Annotated in this window: 16 protein-coding genes; 3 read left to right on the forward strand and 13 right to left on the reverse strand. The window is 42.8% G+C overall.

The window, feature by feature from the left end:
• The first annotated feature begins 24 nt into the window (after window positions 1–24).
• Both atpD and L3V33_RS03275 read left to right on the forward strand, forming a co-directional pair.
• On the forward strand, window positions 25–1,410 hold the full coding sequence (atpD, locus tag L3V33_RS03270) for a F0F1 ATP synthase subunit beta (RefSeq protein WP_004730394.1): 1,386 nt from the start codon (window positions 25–27) through the stop codon (window positions 1,408–1,410).
• Window positions 1,411–1,424: 14 nt separating this feature from the next.
• Window positions 1,425–1,868 (forward strand): F0F1 ATP synthase subunit epsilon, encoded by a 444-nt coding sequence (locus tag L3V33_RS03275; RefSeq protein WP_004730391.1) that lies wholly within the window; start codon window positions 1,425–1,427, stop codon window positions 1,866–1,868.
• A 162-nt stretch (window positions 1,869–2,030) separates the two neighbouring features.
• Here L3V33_RS03275 and L3V33_RS03280 read toward each other — a convergent pair whose 3' ends face one another.
• Window positions 2,031–2,993 (reverse strand): nitrilase family protein, encoded by a 963-nt coding sequence (locus L3V33_RS03280; protein ID WP_237288999.1) that lies wholly within the window; start codon window positions 2,991–2,993, stop codon window positions 2,031–2,033.
• Between the two features lie 105 nt (window positions 2,994–3,098).
• Here L3V33_RS03280 and L3V33_RS03285 point away from each other — a divergent pair, with 105 nt between their 5' ends.
• Window positions 3,099–3,974 carry a LysR family transcriptional regulator gene (locus L3V33_RS03285; RefSeq protein WP_237289001.1) on the forward strand — a complete coding sequence of 292 codons (876 nt, stop codon included), beginning with the start codon at window positions 3,099–3,101 and terminating at the stop codon, window positions 3,972–3,974.
• Between the two features lie 180 nt (window positions 3,975–4,154).
• Here L3V33_RS03285 and L3V33_RS03290 read toward each other — a convergent pair whose 3' ends face one another.
• The 12 genes from L3V33_RS03290 to L3V33_RS03345 form a co-directional block, all read right to left on the reverse strand.
• Complete coding sequence (locus L3V33_RS03290; protein WP_237289003.1) at window positions 4,155–4,703, reverse strand: RNA-binding S4 domain-containing protein; 549 nt, start codon at window positions 4,701–4,703, stop codon at window positions 4,155–4,157.
• Window positions 4,704–4,782: 79 nt separating this feature from the next.
• On the reverse strand, window positions 4,783–6,072 hold the full coding sequence (locus tag L3V33_RS03295; protein ID WP_108123152.1) for an ATP-binding protein: 1,290 nt from the start codon (window positions 6,070–6,072) through the stop codon (window positions 4,783–4,785).
• An 18-nt stretch (window positions 6,073–6,090) separates the two neighbouring features.
• Window positions 6,091–6,795 carry a response regulator gene (locus L3V33_RS03300; RefSeq protein WP_145565444.1) on the reverse strand — a complete coding sequence of 235 codons (705 nt, stop codon included), beginning with the start codon at window positions 6,793–6,795 and terminating at the stop codon, window positions 6,091–6,093.
• 236 nt (window positions 6,796–7,031) lie between these two features.
• A complete protein-coding gene (locus tag L3V33_RS03305; RefSeq protein WP_237289007.1) occupies window positions 7,032–10,976 on the reverse strand; it encodes a zinc-dependent metalloprotease in 3,945 nt (1,314 codons plus the stop codon).
• 72 nt (window positions 10,977–11,048) lie between these two features.
• Entirely contained in the window at window positions 11,049–11,888 is an 840-nt protein-coding gene (locus tag L3V33_RS03310) for a hypothetical protein (RefSeq protein WP_237289008.1), read from the reverse strand.
• Between the two features lie 55 nt (window positions 11,889–11,943).
• Window positions 11,944–12,777 carry an ATP-binding cassette domain-containing protein gene (locus L3V33_RS03315; RefSeq protein WP_171330069.1) on the reverse strand — a complete coding sequence of 278 codons (834 nt, stop codon included), beginning with the start codon at window positions 12,775–12,777 and terminating at the stop codon, window positions 11,944–11,946.
• A 2-nt stretch (window positions 12,778–12,779) separates the two neighbouring features.
• Complete coding sequence (locus L3V33_RS03320; RefSeq protein WP_171310623.1) at window positions 12,780–13,649, reverse strand: ABC transporter ATP-binding protein; 870 nt, start codon at window positions 13,647–13,649, stop codon at window positions 12,780–12,782.
• A gap of 13 nt (window positions 13,650–13,662) precedes the next feature.
• On the reverse strand, window positions 13,663–15,486 hold the full coding sequence (locus L3V33_RS03325; protein WP_237289011.1) for an extracellular solute-binding protein: 1,824 nt from the start codon (window positions 15,484–15,486) through the stop codon (window positions 13,663–13,665).
• A gap of 16 nt (window positions 15,487–15,502) precedes the next feature.
• Window positions 15,503–16,546: an ABC transporter permease subunit gene (locus L3V33_RS03330; protein ID WP_146453876.1), complete on the reverse strand. Its 1,044-nt coding sequence runs from the start codon at window positions 16,544–16,546 to the stop codon at window positions 15,503–15,505.
• Between the two features lie 2 nt (window positions 16,547–16,548).
• Window positions 16,549–17,574 carry an ABC transporter permease subunit gene (locus tag L3V33_RS03335; RefSeq protein ID WP_017074025.1) on the reverse strand — a complete coding sequence of 342 codons (1,026 nt, stop codon included), beginning with the start codon at window positions 17,572–17,574 and terminating at the stop codon, window positions 16,549–16,551.
• A 376-nt stretch (window positions 17,575–17,950) separates the two neighbouring features.
• On the reverse strand, window positions 17,951–19,600 hold the full coding sequence (yejF, locus tag L3V33_RS03340; RefSeq protein ID WP_237289013.1) for a microcin C ABC transporter ATP-binding protein YejF: 1,650 nt from the start codon (window positions 19,598–19,600) through the stop codon (window positions 17,951–17,953).
• 9 nt (window positions 19,601–19,609) lie between these two features.
• Window positions 19,610–20,632: an ABC transporter permease gene (locus tag L3V33_RS03345; RefSeq protein ID WP_237289016.1), complete on the reverse strand. Its 1,023-nt coding sequence runs from the start codon at window positions 20,630–20,632 to the stop codon at window positions 19,610–19,612.
• Window positions 20,633–20,646: the final 14 nt, after the last annotated feature.

Genomic DNA, 20,646 nt, shown 5'->3' on the forward strand with positions numbered 1-20,646 from the left:
AGAATAGAATTTGAGGATTTAGAGATGAGTGTTGGAAAAATAGTTAAAGTTATCGGCGCGGTGGTAGACGTCGAGTTCAGCGGCGGCAACAGCCCACGCGTTTATGATGCATTGAAAGTGACGAGCGAGGAAGCAAGCTCTCTCGTATTGGAAGTTCAGCAACAACTGGGTGGCAGTATCGTTCGTTGTATTGCAATGGGTACGTCAGATGGCTTGCGCCGCGGCCTAACTGTTGAAAACACAGGTTCTCCGATCACCGTTCCTGTGGGCGAAGAAACCTTAGGCCGTATCATGAACGTTCTTGGTCAGCCTATTGATGAATGTGGTGAAATCGGCCAGAAAGAAAGCTACGAAATTCACCGTGAAGCACCCTCTTATGAAGAGCAAGCAAACAGTACTGAACTTCTAGAAACAGGCGTTAAAGTTATCGACCTTATTTGTCCGTTCGCAAAGGGCGGTAAAATCGGTCTGTTTGGTGGTGCTGGCGTAGGTAAAACCGTCAACATGATGGAGCTTATCAACAACATCGCAAAAGCCCACTCAGGTCTCTCTGTATTTACCGGTGTTGGTGAGCGTACTCGTGAAGGTAACGACTTCTACTACGAGATGAAAGAAGCGGGTGTACTAGACAAAGTAGCCATGGTTTACGGCCAAATGAACGAGCCACCGGGAAACCGTCTGCGTGTTGCACTGACAGGCCTGACTATGGCTGAGCGCTTCCGTGATGAAGGTCGTGACGTACTGTTGTTCATTGATAACATCTACCGTTACACGCTTGCGGGAACAGAAGTATCGGCACTGCTAGGTCGTATGCCTTCAGCAGTAGGTTACCAACCAACGCTGGCTGAAGAGATGGGTGTTCTACAAGAACGTATCACATCAACCAGACAAGGTTCGATCACGTCTATTCAAGCGGTATACGTACCTGCGGATGACTTGACCGATCCATCGCCAGCAACAACCTTTGCTCACTTAGATGCAACCGTTGTACTGTCGCGTAACATCGCGGCATTGGGCCTCTACCCTGCAATCGACCCATTGGATTCGACCTCTCGCCAATTGGACCCGCTTGTGGTTGGCCAAGAGCACTACGACATTGCACAAAAAGTACAAACAACGCTGCAACGTTACAAAGAGCTAAAAGACATCATCGCGATTCTTGGTATGGATGAGCTGTCTACTGAAGACAAACAGACCGTATCTCGCGCTCGTAAGATTGAACGTTTCTTAACTCAGCCTTACCACGTAGCCGAAGTGTTTACCGGTCAGAAAGGTGTGTTTGTACCGCTAAGCGAAACACTAAGAGGCTTTAAAGGCCTGTTAGGCGGCGAATATGACGATATCCCAGAGCAAGCATTCTTGTACTGTGGTTCTATCGACGAAGTGCTTAACAAAGCAAAATCACTCTAAGAGGCAGGTGCACCATGGCTATCGGAATTACAGATAATACATTTCAACTTAATATTGTAAGTGCGGAAGGTACGCTGTTTTCAGGTCCAGCGTATGCCCTAGCCGTTTCTGGCGCTGATGGTGAGCTGGGGATCCGCCCCGGTCACTCCCCGCTTCTCAGTAAAATAAAGCCAGGCGTGACAGTGTTTGTCACCGACCCTAAGTCAGAGGGACAAGTGCTTTATGTTTCTGGCGGGATGCTAGAAGTTCAGCCGGATGTGGTAACGGTGTTAGCCGATACTGCCTTGCACGGCCAAGATATTGACCGCGCTCGCGCAGAAGAAGCGAAATATGCAGCCCTAGAGAATATCAATAAGGGCAATGTAGACATCAACTTTGCACAAGCTCAGCTTGAACTAGCAAAAGCCGTTGCTCAGCTTCGCGCATCAGAACTGACGTCTTCTCGCACTCGACATTGAGAATAGAACTTAGACGTTTGATGCTTGATGCTTGATGTGTAAATAGTCTACCCACTTAAAAACAGTTTAAGTGGGTAGACTACATCAGGAACCCTTCTCCCTTCCTGCTTCCCCGCCCTTTCAACCGTCCCTAATACATCCTTTTCACCAGCGCTTACACCATTATTTCTCAGCAAAACGCGCTTGGTGCGGATCAAGTTCATGACCAAGAGGTTGTGTGAGTGAATGATATAACTCTGGCTTACGGCCACGAATCCAGCGTCTACCAGTACACATGTCTAACTCTTCTGCTTTTAGCTCTGCAATCACCATGTCGTTATCAACACTATCGGTCTCAGCAATGATTTCACCATAAGGGCTGAGGATCATCGCATTGCCTGTTCTTACTTCATCCATATCAACGCCGACACCATTACTAAACACCACAAACATACCGTTGTCGTGCGCTCTTGCAGGCAACCAACGCATTAGCCATTCACGGCCATTCTTACCCTGCATTTCAGCACGAATCGCATCCGGGTTTTCATCTCGGTTAAACCATAACTCAGGGTCAATTCGCTTCATCGCGTTCGGGCTTCGTGAATGACAACCGCCCGTTTGGTGTGGTGCAATCAATATATCTGCCCCTTTCAAAGCAGTGATCCTGACATTTTCAACCAAGTTGTTATCCCAACAAATCAAGATACCCACTTTGCAGCCATGCGGCGTATCGAACACTGTGTATTGGTCGCCACTGCTCATGTGAGAGCTAACAAAGGTGTGCAGTTTTCGATGTTTCTGAACTTCTCCATTTGGCATGGCGAATACGTAGGTGTTGTATAACTCGCCATCAGTGCCCTGCTCTATCAAGCCTGCGCCAACGCTCATGCCAAATTGCGTTGCCAGTGAAACTAACTTTTGAGCGGATTCACCGCTCGGTACAGGTTCCGCTAGCACTTCAATTTCATCGCGAGACAAAGCAGACACATGCCAATAACCGGTAATGCACATCTCTGGGAAACTGACGATCTCCACGCCACTGTCCGCAGCCTTTTGAACATATTGCTCTATAACGGATAAGTTATACGCCTTATCACCTGCGTGGTGGTTAAATTGAACCGACGCTACTTTGATGTCTTTCTTCATGATTGGTCCTCAAGCTTTGCTTTATCTGATTGGTATGAACCTAGTATAAAAAATCAATTCAATTCCATATAATGAAACATATTCTCAATTCAATGAGCATTTGGAATGGAATTTGATCTACTGAAGGCATTTTGTCAGCTCGCTAAATCGGGCAATTACCGTTTGGCGTCAGAGCAGCTCTACATCACTCAATCGGCACTCACTAAAAAGATTCAACGACTTGAATCCAACATTGGGGCATCTTTGTTTTCTCGTGGCAGGAATGGCGCAGAGCTCACGCACGCGGGGAAAACGTTACTGGCAGAAGCCCAACGTTTGGTTCATTCAATGCAAGCGTTTGAACAACTGTCAGGCTCTGTGGTGAAAGGGACTCAGGGACATTTGAACATTGCCTTTGGCGTGTCTACTTATCATGAAGCACCCAAGCTTATTGCGGCTTATAAACAACAATACTCAGACGTTCATATCACCTTAAATGACACGCCTTCCAAGCAACAAACAGATGAACTGTTAAACCATGATCTCGATATCAGCTTCAATCGGATACCAGAATCATCGGATTTAGAAAGCCTAACACTGTTCAATGATTCGCTTGTGGTCGCGATACACAAAGATCTTCTCAAGCAAGCGCCAAGCAAAAACCTCGTCGTCTCTGAGTTATCGGAATGGCCTTACCTAAAGCTCACCCAGCACCGTGGCCCCGGATTAGACAGACAGATTCAACAATATTGTCTTGCCAATAAAATCGACTTATCAAAGACGCAAGAAGCCGATGATATTCTGACCCTGCTTGCCTTGGTTTCTGCCAATATCGGTTTCACCATTGTACCCAGCAGTGCGCAGTTCATTAGTAATACCGATGTGGAATTCATTGCGTTAGAAGGTGAATACGCCACTTGGCCAGTCGGCCTGATATGGAATAGAAATAGCGAAAATACACTCCGTGATCGATTTGTAGAGTTTGTTGTCGAACAGAGATAACAACAAAGAAAAAATGAGATAAAAAGTCAGTGAATAAGTCAGGCTTAATGGCACAAAAAAGGCTCACTAGATAGTGAGCCTTTTGATATCTGCTTAACGCAAAACCGAGGTTTAACGTTGCTTGTTTTTTAAACAAATGGTTAAAAAAATAGTTTTAGAGCAGCCGTTTAGATCTGTAGTTTAGAAGAATTCGATAGAATTACGGCCGCTTTTATCATCACGTGTTGCCTTTGGCGCATCCGCTTTCTTTTTCGGTTTGTTTTCTTTCTTCTTCTCTTTTTTCTCTTTCTTTGGTTCAGCCGTTGCGCTTAGCATTTCTGCTTTGCTTTTCTTAGATTCTTTCTTCTTAGAATCCTTTTTAGACTGAGCTTTCTTCGCCTTGTTGTCTTTTTTAGGCGCTTCTTTCTTTTTCGTTTTTTCTGATTCTTCTTGTACTGGCTGATCACACACCACTACATAATACTCTTGGTTGAATTCAAAGAAGTCGCCATCGTACATTTTACGACGTTTACGAGTTTCTAATTCACCATTTACCGCAACATAACCTTCAGAAATGATGTGTTTAGCCTCACCGCCACCACTCACTAGGTTAGCAATTTTAAACACCTTGTAGAGCTCGATTGGCTGTGATGAAACATCGATACCAATTGCTTCAATCTCAATCTCTTCGCCTTCTTCGCCCAGCTCTTGGCCTTCGTAGTCAGCGTCTTCGTAATGTTCTTGGTCCATGGTGACCTCTACCTAAATATGTACTTCTGAAATATTGGGCGCAGTGTAATCTTAAAACAACTAAATGACCATGTTGAATTTATAACTCAAGCCGAGGAAACGACAAGGCAAAACACGCACCATCCAAGTAACTTTCACCAACAGTGACATGTGCTTGGTGACGGTCACACACCTGTTTAACAATAGCTAACCCTAAACCATGGCCCGTTTTCCCCTTGTTCCTCGCTGCATTAGCGCTGTAGAAAGGATCAAACAAAAAAGGCCAATGCTCCGCTTCAACGCCTTTGCCGTCATCATGAACCTCAATAACAAATTCATTGTCGGTATACCATAACTCAATAACGATCTTAGTATCAGCAAACTTAAACGCATTCCTTACGATGTTATCCACCGCCCGATTGAATAATTTTAGATCGACATAAAAAGAGGCTGGAATTTTTAATGGCACCTTAATGAGATCGAGGGTTGTCTCTTTCTCCCAAATAGTAAAACGCTCATTTAGCCATTCATTAGCATCAATAGGTTGCTTAAGTAACTCAAAACCTCCCCTTTCCAAGCGGGCGTAATACAACAACTCATCGACCATATCTTCCATTTCTTCGGTATCCGCAAGAATACGAGCTATAGCCTTAGACTGCTGCTTCGTTGGCGCTAAATCACTCAACAACTCAGCTTGCCATTGAATCCGGAATATAGGGGTTCTTAGCTCATGTGCTACCGCATTAGTCAAAGACTTATTACTATTGATTAAATCTCTTATCTTGTCTGCCATAACATTAAAGCTGCGGTTCAACGTCCCCAACTTTATGCTGTTCTTCTCAGATGCTCGCTCTAATAGATCACCATGAGAAAAAGCCACTGTCGCCATTTCAAGGTTGTTTAATCGGCGCTTTATTCTCCAAACTAAAAACAGGCCACTAAATGCAAAACCAGTTATGGCAAAAACCCAAATAAGCCGGTTTTCAAACTTGATTTGCTTCCTCAGGTAAGAATCTTTGTTCTTAGATAACTCATATAACTCATCACTTCCAACCAACCTTAACCAAAGGAAGTATTCGTCATGGTAGTAGACATTTCGGCCTTGTTGCTGAAACGCTTTTCTCACTAATTCTGGAGCGTTATCAAAAGGGATGATTCGCAGGTTCTGCCGAGTCTTATTTGCATAACTTTTTAATAGATTCTGCGTTTCAAGCAAACCTTTTTCGCGGTAAACCACATCAATCAATTCTTGATAAGCTTCTGCTTCATGGTCTCGTAATATGTATTCGTAGTCAGTGCTTAACTTGTAAACAATAAAAGCATAGGAATATATACTCACTAAGAAGATGACAGTCAGTCCCGCTAGGTATTCAAAATAGATACGTCGCATGTTATTTATCAGCCACCGTTACCAACGCTCGGGTACAAACAGGTAGCCTTTACCCCTTACAGTGATGATCTTTTTAGGTGGAACGGTTATATCGTTAAGCTTCTTACGCAAAATGACAATTTTATTGTCGATAAAACGATCAATGCCATCGTAATCGACTCCTCTCAATTGTTGAGTAAGGAAATTACGTGATAACACTTGTTCGGGGGAAGAAGCTAATAACCAAAGCAATTCAAATTCACTCTCAGCTATCGATATATCTTGTCCAACATGCGTACAGGCCTTAGTTGTTCGATTTAGATTTAGTTTGCCAAAAACCAATTCATTTTTATTCACCTCAGCATTCATCGAACTTTCAGGGCCTCGACGTAATAGCATTCGTACTCTCGCCAATAACACTCGTTGACGAATGGGTTTACTAATAAAGTCATCGGCGCCAGTTTCTAGAGCGGCTACATGATCGAAATCATCATCACTCGCCGTTAGAATCAATATTTTTCCATTAAACTGACTTCGCACTTGTCGGCAAATAGTCAGTCCATCAACTTCTGGCAACATGAGATCAAGTAGAACAATATCGGGCTGAATAGTTAAAATTTGCTCACACGCTAATGCTCCATCAGAAATAGTGACGACTTCAAAAGATTGGCTTTCAAAGTACTCCTGTAACATCTCTCTTAAAATGGGGTCGTCTTCTACGATCACGAGTTTCGGGTTGGTCATAAATCCTTTTCACCATGCCTTCTGCTAACTTGCGAACTGCTTATTTATCTAAAAATTCAGCACATTCTTTTACATAGCTTCTATTTATAAAAATAACAAAAGTATCTATATAACATATAAATAAAAGGTAATGCAGCTAAAAATAGACCAAAAGCTCTTAATTTTATACTCAAAAAAACCGGCCACCTAAACAAGGCAACCGGTTCTATTTATAAGTTTATTTGAACATTTTATATTTAATCATCATAAATAGGGAGCTGCTCAAATGCGCGGCGGAATGATACGTACTCATTTGAACTCCACAGACGAAGCTCCTCTGGGTCGTAGTCATACACTTCTTTGTGAGATGCATTGAGAGAACTTGTATTATTCTCAGTAATTTGGTCACCAAAGATCTGTGCCACGTTAAACATATTATCTAACTCATCGCCTTCAAACTTGCCAATCGCACTGTTTTGTGCCGTTTGTAGGCGAGCTAAAGAGTTACACTTGCGCTTCATATGATCTTCATCTGACTCACCATCCACTTTGAAACGCAGACACTTGTTGCCCTCTTCTTCATACTCTTCGAACATACGGTCAAACATAGTCCAACGCGCAAACCCAGTTGTGTCTCGAAGTGCAACCAACGCATCCTTGTCACCGATTGCAATAATACGGGCTTCATTGCGATCACGTGTATTTCTAAACACTGACAGAGCATTGCGAACACGGTAAGGCAAGCCATTTAGCTTCTCGACTCGAGCCTTTTGATCTTCTTGATACAGGGCACGTGACGCCACAGCATTGGCAAGCGTATTACGTGAGTTCAACGAGTAGTTAACGCCTTTCCATGTAAACTTGACGCCATCAGGGTCAGCAGAACTGCTGTTTGCCAAATTGATATGGATCGAGTCGCTTAAACCTCTCACCGAGTCACTCAAGCCATACTCATTTGCACGGTTGTATTTGTTCAGGTTTTCTAGAAGCGTACCAAAGTAAGGGACTGTTGTATCTTGCGGTGAACCTTCCGTCCAGTATTCAAACGCTTCTTGCCCGCCCATCACAAAATAGCGTTTCATCGGCCACAAGTATGACGGCACAGCTTCAATCGTTTTAGTTAGGCTTTGTTGGTAGCGCAAAACAGTTTCAACGTAATCGCCATTGCCATCAACGAAAATCGCTTGACGTGCTTCTGGTCGGCCCGCTAGATCAGACAAGTGTGTATATAGCTTCGTTATCTTATCCGATAGGTCGATCAGTGCTAAGCTTGAGTTCTCTGTTGAAATATACGGCGAATCACGACGCACCAACATTTGTGCTGCTAGCAATTTATCAGGCCACACACCAAGCAAATCCATGGAGTTAGAGGCTGTTTGATACGGGTTGTTCGCCTTCAAGCTAGCCCAGATATGACCGTCACGAGTCTCCGAACGCATAACAACTTCGTTGCTTTGACCTTTCAACGTTTGAACAAGCTCTTCATCAAAACAGCTTGTTGGAACATCCCGATTTGACGACATACCACTTTGGTATGTTAACCACAGATCAGAAAGCGTTGCGAAACGATAACGGTTTGGTACCCCATCAACACCACTTAGCTCTTCCAACTCACATACTTTGTCGGGTGCCGTTAACACGTCAAGGAAGAAGTCTGCAGCCATATTTGCGGCGTTGTAAGTGTCACAAATTGGACGAAGGCCTGCCGACATATTATCAAGTGGTACTGGATTACCACGCCAATCTAGACAGTTATTCTCTGCGATTTCTTCAAAGACTTGTCCTTTATTATTGGTTGTGTCTGCGCCGATGTAACGCGCAAATACAAAATCAATTTCACCAACGTTTTCAACAATGTCACGAATTTTCTGGAACTCATTCATACGCATCCAGAAGTACTCATACTGCTTGTACTGAGTAAACCAATCACGACCGTTTCTGCGGTTTGCCGTTTCGTAACTATCGTAGTAGCGTTGGATACGGAACTCTGTGATTTCAGTGAGAGACGTACCTTCATCAAAGCGATCACAGTTTAAGCTTGTATAGGTATGTTCATCGGTACAGAAACGGTAACTCGCCAGTTCTGGGATATCATCTGTACCCGCATTGGCGCGAAGGTGTGCAATCACGCCAGTAGGGTAAGCATTGTAATCTTCTGTCAACTCTCGGTCGTACTTAGAAAGGGAATAAGTTTTACGGAGTTGAGCACCTGTTTTGTCATTAACTGAATCACCAACAAATTCATTGGTTTCTATTTCACGAGCATAAGCAAATTTAAGTGCAGCTTTATCATATTTACCGAACACAAGTAACTCATCAAAAATCGATGCGCCATAGTCCATAATTGAACTGTAAGCAGCGGGTTTTGCTTGGTGACCCAATGTGCTGCGTGCTAACTCTTCTTCTGTGTAAAAATGCGCTTTGTCTGTCGAACCCATGAAGTTATGACGTAAACCTAAGTTGTGGCCTAATTCATGAATCAAAGTCGACTTAAACATATGCATAGAGATTGCTTCGCTTGCGAGTTTCTGCTGATCAAGATCGAGGTCGTTCCACGTTTTCATGGTGTTCTGCTCGTCATCAGCAAAGAATCCACCATTAGTGTAGTCAATACCTGTGATCAAACCTTTCGCTTTGGTGCTCAGCCACATTGCATCTTCGCTGTAAACGTTCTGCTCAGAGAAACGCTTAAGCATATCTTGACGCTTGTAGAAAGTTTGAAGTGCCAAGTCTTTGCTGTTCACATCAAACTGATGATCAAGGTCAGCTTTCGGGTTTTCATTGACAAATTTACCTTGTCCTACAAACGCCATTTCACCTTCAGTTACAGCAGGAACAAACTGATCTGGCCCACGATCACTTGCGATCATGTCTGTAAAGACATCAATGTCAGTTCGTGGCTCTGCAACCGGTGCTGCGTCATCATCTCCAGCATCAACATTTTGAGTTTCTTCAGAAACAGGTTCTAGTTTCGCAATTTCCTGACGGTTATAACGCAACGCTAAATCATTCCAGTAGCGACGAGTCGTGGTACGAATCACACCAAGGTATTGGTTGACGTGTGCGTGAATAATCTCACCCGTGAGTGGGTTAGTTGCGGAAGGCCCGTAACCCAACAGACCATTATCTACAGGGTCTGCGATAAGGTTAAACACGTTGTAACGAAGGTCACCAGATTGAATACCTGCTTTCGCATCAGTATTTACAATTTTAATTGCCGGCACGCCAGTACCTTCAAGTGACTCATTTACCTCTTTCATGGTGTCGATCGTCAATTGGCGATACGCTTCATTGCCTTCGTCAAAATAGCTATCACTTAGATGGTAATCAATCGACTCTAAGTTCGGATTGAAACGGTTGATGTAAGCGAAGCGTGAACCTTGTACATCGCTCTCACCTGTGTGGGTTTTCACCGCTTTGCTGTCATTAAAAAAGCCATAATATGCGCTGTCTTGTCCCTGATAATAAACAGGCTCGTAGTTTGAGCTTGCAAGTTTATCTAATTTCACAAGTGAATAGAAAAAACGAGTTTTGAATGACAGATTCTCTAAACTGCCAGACGGGTCGAATTGGTATCTATCATCTGGGTCAGCGGTAAACGTACGCTCGATTTCTACGTTTATCACCCCTCCTTCTGGGTTGTATTCGTATGAAACAACTCGAGGTTCTGCACTTTCGGTTACATTGCTAGCCGTATACCACGTGCTTAATGTATCTTTCGATAGCGGTTCGATGTTTTCGTAGTCAGGGATGAAGTGCGTCGCGTTAGTCCAATCCACGTTTTCATCACTGTTGATCTCTTCTTTGTTCGTACACTCACCGTAACCATTTTCGGCACAGCGATACTGACGGAATTCGCCAGGAATTTTCAATACTGGCACTCGGTTGATCTCAGAACCCCAACGACTTGGCTCCAGTGAATCTACTTTATCGCGATCCAATGCTTCAACATAAATACCGTTAGTTTTGTCAAAGCGCAGTTTAACTAGCTTTGGATCGCCTTGGAAAAAGCCACGCTGAGTCATAGCATAGCGAGGAGCTTCACCAGTCGACGGCATGTACATCCAAAGTGATTCTGTATCTAAAGATTGAACAGAAATCTCTTCGGTTGGTTTTTCATAGGTGTCATAGGCACGATCTTCGGCCCCACACCCGCTGAGGATTGCGGCAATACTTGCTGCGATAATTGCGTGTTTAAACATAATTTACCTATATTTACAATTATATTACATTTTTATTTCTAACTACCTAAATTCAATGCGAACGGAGCAATATTAGAATTGATAGTTAATCACTGCGTAATAAGTTGTTTTCTTTAAATCGACTAAATCATTAAGAGGGTTTGAACCTCTTTCTGGATTGTAATAACTAATGCCATTAGTCAGTCCAGAAGAAATAGAAATACTCTTAGTTATTTGGTAGCCCACCTCTCCCCCATGTAATAGAGTTGGATCAAATGTGTTCCCGCTATAATTCCATGACTGTCTAGGCATTACGAAAATGTTAAAATAGAAGTCTTCTGCAAAAACATAATCAAGAGAAAATTGGCTACTCAATTGGTATTCAATAAGCTGATTACCACCGGCTGTTTTATATTCGTGAAAGTTTTTTCTAAGTAATAACGTATTACTCAATGAAAGCCCTTCAATCCAATTATCGAATGGAGCACTCCACCTGACTTTCAATCTAGTTCCTAACGTTAAATCGTTCCTCCTTGACCATTTGGACGTCGGCAATATTACTCTCACCTCGCCACTCAGTGATGAACCATCAGTTGGTTTGAATAATCCATTGCGCCCCAACGAGATGGACGTATCATTCCAGAATTGTCCCCTAGTCCCATATTCATCACCGTCGGACAAATGGTAACCTGACGCCACGACTTGGAGTCGAGATTTGTCTGAAAACGAATATCGGACAACGCCCGTTGCAGAAGCCGAACGATTTGCTAAAGACGCACTGTCTTCATAACCGTTTCGAGAATAGTCAGCGCTAATGTATCCAGACCAAGGATTTTCATTGTTTTTGGACTCCCACTCATCTTGCAAATTATTTGCTAGGGCGAGCGAAGGCGCCACCAGCATGAACGCTGGCAACATAAGTAGTTTATTCATATTTTCCTTCTTGTATTACACTTCCGTATTATATCTACATTTTCTTTTTCCAGTTTTAAGCCTGTTTAGCTGACCTCGTTGTTTTTATTTTATTCCTTTGAGATGGATGCGTTATTGGAATCGACGCTAATAGAGTTTTTGTATATTCTTCTTTTGGGTTTTTATAAACATCTTCCACACTTCCAAACTCAATTATTTTACCTTTTTTCATTACGACCACATTATCTGAAATGTGCTTAACGACAGAGAGATCGTGTGAAATAAAAATAATGGAAAGGTTCATCTCTTTTTGTATTTTTAGTAATAAATTCAATATCTGTGCTTGCACAGAAACATCTAATGCCGATACTGACTCATCGCAAATCAATAACTTTGGCTTTAATGCTATTGCTCTTGCTATGCCTATACGCTGCCTCTGCCCTCCAGAAAACTCGTGCGGATAACGGGTTACGGCGGAGTGAGGTAATCCGATCTTATCGAGTAGATCTAAAACCCATTGCTTTCGGTCTTTCTTCGAACCAATCCCATGAATAATAAAAGGTTCTTCAAGTATGCCGCCTACTGTATGCCTCTGATTCAATGATTCGAGAGGATCCTGAAATACAATCTGCATATCTCGACGAAGTGGACGCATTCTTTTTGTGCTGTAATGGGTGATGTCTTCGCCTTCAAAAAAGATCTTCCCAGCGGATGGCTCATACAGTTTGAGTAATGTTCTACCAAGCGTACTTTTTCCACAGCCAGACTCTCCAACCAAACCTAACGTCTCACCTTGTTTCACTGAAAATGAAACGCCGTCAACAGCCTTGATTAAATAACCTTTCTTAAATAGATTCTTACCTGATAGAAAATGCTGCTTTAGCCCTTCAATTCTAATGACTTCTGACATAATCAATTCCCCTTATATTCTGGGAATTCATTCAAATCAATTGGGTTAATTTGAATGGTTTGTTTCGGTTCTACATTGAGATCTGGAATTAAGCTCAAGAGTCTTTTTGTATACGGATGTTGTGGGTGATCAAAAAGTTCGAAAATTTCTGCATGCTCAACAATACGTCCGTCATACATCACAGCGACTTCATCGCAAATTTCCGCAACAACGCCTAGATCATGAGTGATAAAGATCACTGCCATCCCGGTCTCTTCTTGAAGCTCTCTTATTAACTCCAAAATGGATGCTTGAACCGTTACATCTAATGCAGTCGTCGGCTCATCGCATATCAAGATGTCAGGCTTACATGCAAGAGCTATCGCAATCATTACCCTTTGTCGCATCCCCCCTGACAGGCTATGAGGGTATTCTTTGAAACGTAGTTTCGGCATTGGAATTTCAACTTTTTCAAGCAAACCAATTGCGTACTCTATCTTTTCAGACTTAGACATCTGGCTATGGTGCAAATCCAGAACCTCGACAATCTGCTTGCCAATTGTCTGAACAGGGTTCAAAGCAGTCATAGGGTCTTGGAAAATGATTGAGATACGATTCCCACGCATCTTATGCATCTCATGTTCAGGCACCTCTGTAAGGTCTGTATCACGATAAATTATTTTTCCAGCCGTGACCTTTCCATAAGGCTTAGGAAGTAGTCCCATAATAGACATGGAAGTTACGCTCTTCCCACTGCCCGACTCCCCAACCAAACCGAGTGTTTGGCCTGATTTCACGTCAAAGGACACACCTTTTAGTATCTTGACAATGCCCTCATCAGTACTGAACTCTGCTTCTAAGTCACGAACTTTTAATACAATATTTTGGTTCATTCCACGGTCATCCTTAGAGCTTATATCTGTCATCAATGATGGTGATGGGTGGATATGCCTTACCTTCTTTAGAAGCCAACTGAGTTTCTTCTTTTAAGTCTGTATCAATCCAGAAATTACTGGTATCTAAAATATTAAACATCGCGCCAGTCTTCTTCGTCATTGGGTTCTTTGGGAACTTAATCCAACGCCAGTAGGCATCTCGTGTATAAGGCACCATATAGCCAGGCACAATGACATACGCATCCTTTATTTTTCTTTGGATGCTCTGAGATAGCTGCTGTTTTCTTTCCATATCAAACTCAGAAATAAACGCCTCAATTTTCTGATCTAGCTCTGGTGAACTAAAATTTGTATGATTATTAGTTTGAGGACGGTTGGCATTTGTCGAGTGAAAATACTCTTTGTATGCTGGTATCTCCCCTCCGCCCATATTAAGAAAAGCAAGCTGGTGTTTTTTCTCGATAATAAATTTGAATGCAGCAGAGCCATCGACAAGGTTTAAGTTGAGCTCTAGACCAGCTAACTTCGCTTGCTCTTTTAGATAGGCAACTCTTGGTGTCCAAATGTTGTAGCCATATGTAATTTTGAAACTCAAACGAACCCCACTGGCATTCATGCGAATACCATCAGAACCGATACTATCGAAACCTGCAGATTCGAAATAGCCAATCGCAAGTTCAGGTCTAAACGGTGGAGCCTCTACACCCTCTAAATCGTATTTACCGTGTCCAAACCCCATAGCATGAGGTTTTCTAGAGTAATCGCCTCGCAACACGTTTTTGATCATGCCATCAAAATCAGTAGCGTAAGTAATGCCTTTTCGAACATTAATGTTGCTCAGCAGTGGCATGGATGTATTTATCCATAAACCGCCAGCGCCTTGTGGCCTTTGATTAAAACCCCAAAATTTCTGAATATAGCCGTTGGCAAAGGGTTCTGAATTTGTTTTCTCATGCCATAGTTGAGGTTGAACCATCGTAAACGTGTCTAATTTTCCTTTTTCAAAGTGCTTTCTGGCTATATCACTATCGCGAATAACCTTGATGCGAAGCTTCTCCACATTAAAGCGATTCTTATAGTATTTATTCCCGTAGCCCCACCAGTTATCACCAACATGCGAAAACGTTATGCTTCGGCCTTTATTTACTTTGGAAATGTAATACGGCGACGTTGTTGGTTCTGATTTGAAGTTGTATTTACGGACGAAGTTATCATCCATGCCATCCTGATTTTCGTCATTAATATCAACAAAATGGTGCTGTGGGCGAGGTTGAACGCCATGACTCGGCATATTGATAAGAGCCATAAGTTCATCATTACTTTTAGGCTCGGCCATCGTAATACTGATCGTATAGTCATCGAATTTTTCAACGGCCTTGATGCTGTTGCGGAAAAAGTCGTTATACCAAGGATCAATAATGTCTTTCGAACGGTAATACGTCAGCATAAATAGATAGTCGTCAGCCGTTACGCTCTCTCCGTCAGACCATTTCGCATCAGGATTCAGTTTGAAATAAACTGTCTTGTGATCATCCCCAAATGCCCATTCATTAGCCAGTTGAGGAATCCAACTGTCTGTATTTGGATGTCGTTGCGACAATTTTGGTGTGCCATCCATTAAATAGAAACGGATGCCAGAGTTCGCGTCTGGGCCAACTGAACGCAGTGTTTGTGGAAAGCTAGGCATATAGCTGCGTAATGTGCCTCCGCGCTTAGCTTCATCAGACGCAAATACTGGATCAACCCAGTTACTATGCCATTCCAAATTGTCTGGTGTTTGCTGTGCTTGAGCTAGAAAACTCAACAACAAAGCGAATAGTCCATATCTGTACATCATCACTTCCTAGTGCTTATCTATAAACTGTGTATTTTTTCGGATCAAAGGCTGTTCTTATCGCTTCACCAATGAATGTAACCATGACCAACACACCGACTATTGCGGTCACAACGGAACCAACAATCCATGGGGAATCTAAGTTTGACTTACCTTGCTGAAGAAGCTCCCCCCAGCTAGGGGTAGGTGGAATAAGACCTAAACCTAAATAATCCAATGCGGTAAGAGCTGTAATGTTTGCAGCAATAGTGAAAGGGGCCAAAGTAACGATCATTACCATTGTGTTGGGTAAAATATGGTGAAAGATGATCCTTGCTGTTGATGCGCCTAAAGCCTTTGCTGCTAAGACATACTCTCGGGCCGATTCTCTGTAGGTCATCGTCCGCATATACCAAGTAATACCCATCCACCCAAAAGTCACATTAATTAACACGAAAAGCATAAACGTTGGTTGCGCTATCGAAACCAAAATCATGATCACGTAAAGGAACGGAACCATAGACCAAGTTTCAATGATTCTTTGAACAATCAGATCAAACTTGCCACCAAAGAAACCCATTGCACAACCAACTGTTACACCAATGCTGTATGCAATGACCATTGTTATCAGAGCAAATCCCATTGCAGTTCTGAATCCATAAACCAGTCTGGCTAAAATGTCCCGGCCGATTACATCTGTTCCCAAATAGTGTTTTGAGTAGGCACTTGGAGCATGTGGTGGATATTCGCCGGAGAAGTCTTGTTCATACGGATTCCAAGGCACTAAAGGTAGAATCGCAAAGTCACCATTGTTTTTATCTTTAAGCGCTAATTGAAGTAGTCGATAGTTTGCCTCTCCCGAAGACTCCAAACCAAAGGTCTTACCTGAGTAAACATCAGATACCATTGGAAAGTAATATTCCCCCTGATAACGCACCACCAAAGCCTTACTGTTGATCAACGCTTCAGCAAAAAGAGACAGTAACAACATTACGGATAGAATTATCAGCGACCAGTATCCACGCTTTATTTGTTTGAATCGCTTGATCTGCTTTAGCGTCAGCGGATTTAATTTAATCATCATCAAGCTCCAAATTTCACTCTAGGATCGACCAATGCAACGCAAACATCAGACAAGATATTGCCAAGTAGCAATATGCAGGCGTTGATTGCGACAATACCCATAACCACTGGGTAATCTCTTTCTACAATTGATTCATAACCAAGCAGGCCTATGCCATTTATATCGAATATGACCTCAATTAAGAAAGAGCCCGTCATGAAGAAAAGAAGAGAGTTGCCAAAGTGGCTAGCGATTGGAATTAAACTATTGCGTAGTGCGTGTTTACGAATCGCCTCTCTGAAAGGCAAACCTTTAGCGATAGCGGTGCGAATGTAATCTGACGATAAGTTTTCCATCAAATTATTCTTCATGGTCATGGTTAACGTCGCAAAGTCACCTATCAGGTAACAAAGCAAAGGTAAGACCGCATGCCACAAAATGTCAGTAATTTGCTCTGAGAAAGTATTGAAGTCGTCGAAGTCATCATCAACAAAGCCTCCCATTGGGAACCACTCTAGGTGATAACTGAAAAACGTAATAAGAAGCACGCCGACCACATATCCCGGTAAGGCATAGCCGACAAAAATCATGATTGATGAAACAGAATCAAAAACGCTGCCGTGCTTCATCGCCTTAAAATAACCAAGAGGAATAGAGATAAAATAACTGATGAAAAAGGTAACACCACCATACATAACAGAGACTGGCAGGCGCTCAAAAATCATGTCACTGACAGGTTCGTAGTAGCGCGTCGACTCGCCTAGATCAAAATGAACAAGTCGAACTAACCATTCGAGATACGCTTCCGTTACCGGTTTATCTAATCCATAAAATTTATTTAGATCAGCAAGCTGATCTTCAGACAGAGCTGAGTTTTGGCCAACGAGACTAGACGCGCCACCACCGTCCCCCTGAGGCTGCATGTTTGCCAGCATCCTCTCAACAGGACCACCAGGGACAAAACGCGTGATCGCGAATATCAAAATCGTAATACCAAGAAACGTAGGTACGACTAAAGCAAAACGTTTCAGTAAATATGCAATCATTCTAACTAGCCAAATTCCATTTAAAGCAATATTCCATCAATTTAATCAATAAAATAAAGTAGTCAAATGGTTACATTCACCTACATTTGCTTACAAATACATTTAACCTAAAACCATCTCAAATTTTGATTTTAGTACTTAAAATCAAAGTATTAATGACAATACAAGAAAGAAGTTTTGATTGGGGAAATGTAGAAAAGATTAATTTGTAACCTAGGAATAGAACCATCACGGCAATTCGAACATGTTTGTAAGTTATGTAGATCTGAAGACTTAACGAAATTCAGTGTCTACAAAGAAAAATCGCCTCTGCAGAACAGAAGCGATTTATTGATATTCACAAGATAGGTGCTAATTCGATGGGTAATCCACTAACCTATACAACACCGACATTCGAAAGACTCACAAGTTGCTTGGTGTACTCATGCTGTGGATTGCCAAACAAAGTTTCCGTGTCGCCCTTCTCTATCACCTCTCCAGCTTTCATCACAATGGTGTAGTGACATAGAGACTTCACCACGTTGAGGTCATGGCTAATAAATAGGTAAGTCAGGCCATACTTTTCTTGAAGTGACTTCAGCAAATCCAACACCTGCGCTTGGACGGTTCTGTCTAACGAAGATGTTGGTTCATCTAGCAAGATAAACTCTGGCTTTAAAATCAAAGCACGTGCAATCGCGATACGTTGCCTCTGCCCGCCAGAAAATTCGTTGGGGTAACGGTGACGAGTTTCAGGGTCGAGGTCGACCTCTTTCATTACGTCACAGATGCGTTGGTCGAGTTCAGTGTCGTCCAATTGCTGATGTACCAATAAACCCTCACCAATAACTTGAGCAACTGACATTCTTGGGTTCAAGGCAGAGAATGGGTCTTGAAAGACCACTTGCATACGGCTTCGAAACGGTAGCATCTGCTGGCGGTTTAAGCCTTGAATTTGTTCGTCAGCGTAGGTAATTGAACCTTCACTCTCCACCAACTTCAATATCGCCATACCGGTTGTTGATTTACCAGAGCCACTCTCTCCAACTAAACCGATTGAGTGCCCTTTTTTCAAGCTGAACTCCATGTCGGTGACGGCTTTAACATGCGAAATAGTCCGCTTGAATAAGCCTCCTGTAATTGGGAACCAAACACGCAGTTGGTCGACGTTGAGCAGGGGTTTACTTTCCGGTGATACTGGAACAGGTAAGCCTTTAGGATCTGAGTTAATAAGTTTTTGAGTATAAGGGTGCGCAGGCGTGTTGAAGAGTGTTTTACAGTCATTACTTTCAACTAAGCGGCCATCTTTCATTACCGCTACTCTGTCAGCAATTTTACGAACAATACTCAAATCATGGGTGATAAAAAGCATCGCCATACCCAGCTCTTGTTGAAGATCATTCAGAAGATCGAGGATTTGCGCTTGCACCGAAACATCCAACGCAGTTGTAGGTTCATCTGCGATAAGTAGCTCTGGTTCGTTGATTAATGCCATCGCTATCATTACACGTTGACGTTCACCACCCGATAATTCATGAGGGTAAGCCGATATTTTTTGTTCCGGGTAACGAATCCCAACCTTTGATAGCCATTCTATAGCCAAGGCTTGCGCTTTGTTGGTTCGCATCCCTCGGTGAATAGATAGAGTTTCAACCAGTTGCTTACCGACTCGATGAAGCGGATTCAATGAAACCATAGGCTCTTGGAAGATCATACCAATGCGGCCACCACGAATCCCGCGCAGCTGTCTTTCAGAGCAACTCAGGATATCGGTACCAGAGAAGTTAATCTTACCGTTTAAGTAGTGCGATGAGCCTTTAGGCAGCAGTTTTAAAATCGAGTTGGCTGTAACAGATTTACCTGAACCACTCTCGCCCACCAGCGCCAATGTCTCACCTTTGTATATTTCTAAAGAGACATCTTGCGTCACTTGCTCTATCGAATCTTTTCGGCCGAAACCGACAGACAGTTTATCTATGGTCAGAACTGGAGATGCATTAGAAGCCTCTGCTGTTGACCCTGAAGTAGGAACTGTATTTGAAGTCATAACTTATCCTTACTTCTGTTGATGTGGGTCGAAGGCATCACGCACCGCTTCACCAACGAAGACGAGTAACGTAAGCATCAGAGAAAGTACGACAAAGGCAGAAATACCAAGCCAAGGCGCTTGTAAATTAGCTTTACCTTGCGCCAAAAGCTCACCTAAAGAAGGCGAACCAGCAGGAAGACCAAAGCCCAAGAAATCTAATGAGGTTAATGTGGTGACAGAGCCAGAAAGGATAAATGGCATCATGGTTAACGACGCCACCATCGCATTTGGCAGCATATGACGAAGCATAATGCGTTTGTCATCAACGCCCATCGCTTGCGCGGCTCTTACGTAATCAAAGTTTCGACAGCGTAGGAATTCAGCTCGCACGATGCCCACTAGACTCATCCAACTGAACAACACCATAATCCCGAGCAACCACCAGAAATTAGGCTCGATAAAGCTAGACAAAATAATCAGCAAGAACAAAGTCGGCATGCCAGACCAGACTTCGATAAAACGCTGCCCGAGCAAATCGATCCAACCACCGTAATAGCCTTGTGTCGCGCCAACCACTACACCGACAACACTCGATACAATCGTCAGAATAAAACCAAATAACACGGAAATACGGAACCCATAAATAATGCGAGCTAACACATCTCGCCCTTTATCATCGGTTCCTAACCAGTTAACGGAATCAGGTTCCGAAGGCACAGCGCCAGAAATATCGAAGTTTATCGTGTCGTAGCTAAACGGAATGATTGGCCACACGATGTATCCATTGTCTTCGATGAGTTCGATAACATATGGGTCTTTATAGTCGGCTTCGGTTTCAAACTCGCCACCAAATTCGGTCTCGGCATACTCATTGATAACAGGCACAAACCACTGATTATCATAAGAAACCAAGAGTGGCTTGTCGTTGGCGATAATCTCAGCGAACAGGCTCAATCCAAACAAGATGGTAAATATCCAAAGGGAAATAAAACCACGCTTGTTTGCTTTAAAACGTAACCAACGAGCTTCAGCTAAAGGGTTGTTAAACATTTATTATCAATACC

Origin of the sequence: Vibrio sp. A2-1 (assembly GCF_021728355.1) — a bacterium.
Lineage (GTDB): Bacteria > Pseudomonadota > Gammaproteobacteria > Enterobacterales > Vibrionaceae > Vibrio > Vibrio splendidus_K.

Bases quoted from the DNA above. Each gene is read 5' to 3' on its own strand.
- atpD (WP_004730394.1), top strand. From the start codon at position 25: ATGAGTGTTGGAAAAATAGTTAAAGTTATCGGCGCGGTGGTAGACGTC.
- L3V33_RS03275 (WP_004730391.1), top strand. From the start codon at position 1,425: ATGGCTATCGGAATTACAGATAATACATTTCAACTTAATATTGTAAGT.
- L3V33_RS03280 (WP_237288999.1), bottom strand. From the start codon at position 2,993: ATGAAGAAAGACATCAAAGTAGCGTCGGTTCAATTTAACCACCACGCA.
- L3V33_RS03285 (WP_237289001.1), top strand. From the start codon at position 3,099: ATGGAATTTGATCTACTGAAGGCATTTTGTCAGCTCGCTAAATCGGGC.
- L3V33_RS03290 (WP_237289003.1), bottom strand. From the start codon at position 4,703: ATGGACCAAGAACATTACGAAGACGCTGACTACGAAGGCCAAGAGCTG.
- L3V33_RS03295 (WP_108123152.1), bottom strand. From the start codon at position 6,072: ATGCGACGTATCTATTTTGAATACCTAGCGGGACTGACTGTCATCTTC.
- L3V33_RS03300 (WP_145565444.1), bottom strand. From the start codon at position 6,795: ATGACCAACCCGAAACTCGTGATCGTAGAAGACGACCCCATTTTAAGA.
- L3V33_RS03305 (WP_237289007.1), bottom strand. From the start codon at position 10,976: ATGTTTAAACACGCAATTATCGCAGCAAGTATTGCCGCAATCCTCAGC.
- L3V33_RS03310 (WP_237289008.1), bottom strand. From the start codon at position 11,888: ATGAATAAACTACTTATGTTGCCAGCGTTCATGCTGGTGGCGCCTTCG.
- L3V33_RS03315 (WP_171330069.1), bottom strand. From the start codon at position 12,777: ATGTCAGAAGTCATTAGAATTGAAGGGCTAAAGCAGCATTTTCTATCA.
- L3V33_RS03320 (WP_171310623.1), bottom strand. From the start codon at position 13,649: ATGAACCAAAATATTGTATTAAAAGTTCGTGACTTAGAAGCAGAGTTC.
- L3V33_RS03325 (WP_237289011.1), bottom strand. From the start codon at position 15,486: ATGTACAGATATGGACTATTCGCTTTGTTGTTGAGTTTTCTAGCTCAA.
- L3V33_RS03330 (WP_146453876.1), bottom strand. From the start codon at position 16,546: ATGATTAAATTAAATCCGCTGACGCTAAAGCAGATCAAGCGATTCAAA.
- L3V33_RS03335 (WP_017074025.1), bottom strand. From the start codon at position 17,574: ATGATTGCATATTTACTGAAACGTTTTGCTTTAGTCGTACCTACGTTT.
- yejF (WP_237289013.1), bottom strand. From the start codon at position 19,600: ATGACTTCAAATACAGTTCCTACTTCAGGGTCAACAGCAGAGGCTTCT.
- L3V33_RS03345 (WP_237289016.1), bottom strand. From the start codon at position 20,632: ATGTTTAACAACCCTTTAGCTGAAGCTCGTTGGTTACGTTTTAAAGCA.